General features: G+C 58.8%; 1 protein-coding gene and 1 rRNA gene. One reads left to right on the top strand and one right to left on the bottom strand.

The genetic code is table 11. The features are described 5' to 3' along the window. Positions 1-221: 221 nt before the first annotated feature. Complete coding sequence (locus CJ255_RS22000) at positions 222-845, bottom strand: LysE/ArgO family amino acid transporter (RefSeq protein ID WP_097646203.1); 624 nt, start codon at positions 843-845, stop codon at positions 222-224. Positions 846-1,229: 384 nt separating this feature from the next. Between CJ255_RS22000 and CJ255_RS21995 the strand changes: the two genes are divergently transcribed. Continuing rightward, positions 1,230-1,294: ribosomal RNA gene (locus CJ255_RS21995) — 16S ribosomal RNA — on the top strand; the annotation flags it as partial.

Here is a 1,294-nt window from a genome sequence, read left to right as displayed (position 1 = left end):
CGCGTCCTCGCGTCCTCGCGTCCTCGCGTCCTCGCGTCCTCGCGTCCTCGCGTCCTCGCGTCCTCGCGTTCTCGCGTTCTCGCGTTCTCGCGTCCTCGCGTCCTCGCGCCCTCGCGTCCTCGCGTCCTCGCGTCCTCGCGTCCTCGCGCCCTCGCGTCCTCGCGTTCTCGCGTCCTCGCGTCCTCGCGTCCTCGCGTCCTCGCCACCTGTCTCTTACCATTCTACAACGGCACTCCCAGCGACAGCAACGCCGCCAGCCCAAACCCCAAGATCACCAATCCAGCACCAAGATTGACCCAACGCAACATTCGCAGCGTCATGCGCGTGCGCAGGATCCCCGTCGCGCTCGTCAGAGTCAGCCACCAGAGTGCTGAACCAGCGGCCACCCCCAGCACCAGCAGCATGCCCTCGCCATAGCCGCGATAGAGGCTACCCGCTCCCAAGCCAGCAAAGATCGCCGTAAAGGCAATAATCGTCGCCGGATTGGTCAGAGTCAAACCAAGCGTCGAGAGATACGCCGCCACCAGACCGCGCCCGTGCGCCTCGGCTGGGCGTTCAGCAGGCTGCTCACGCAGAATACGTAGCCCCAAATAGCAGAGGAACAGCCCCCCAAGCAGGCGCGTCCAAAAGCTTACCCCAACCAACATATCAGCCAACGCAGTCAAGCCAAGCACCGCAATCGTGCCATAGAGCAGATCAGCGCTGGCCGCCCCCAAGCCCGAAACAAACCCCGCCAAGCGCCCTTCAGCCAGCGTGCGTCGAATACACAACACCCCAATCGGCCCCACTGGTGCTGCAATTGCGAGGCCAATCAGCGCCCCACGCACAAAGAGCATCACATCCATCACAAACTCCTCAAAAATCAACGACGGCCATGATGAGTATCATGAGTAATTATAGCGCATCAGAAAGCCCTATCCTGCCTTTGTAGTACAACCCAAAAAAGGGGCTTGACAAGGGCACAGCGCAATGCTATACTACGCGGGCTGGAACGAAAGCGGTCTCATCGAAACGCAAGTGACGGTAGACCAAACAAGTGGAGAGCAAAACAAAGCGAACCGCGCTGATAGCCATATCAGAAACGTCGCCAGGAAGTCAGAATACTCTGATGCTTCCTGGTTTTGTTTTACCACCGTAAACCAGCAAGCACCTTGACAACCAGCATACGATAGTAAAGATAGACGGTTCACGTCAATGCAAGAGGGAATGGGGCGCAAGCTCTATTCTATTCAACGCAGAGTTTGATCCTGGCTCAGGACGAACGCTGGCGGCGTGCCTAATGCATGCAAGTCGA

This window comes from Candidatus Viridilinea mediisalina (assembly GCF_002532535.1).
GTDB lineage: Bacteria > Chloroflexota > Chloroflexia > Chloroflexales > Chloroflexaceae > Viridilinea > Viridilinea mediisalina.
Note: the sequence above shows the minus strand (reverse complement) of the source record. Positions and strands in the feature narration are given on the sequence as shown.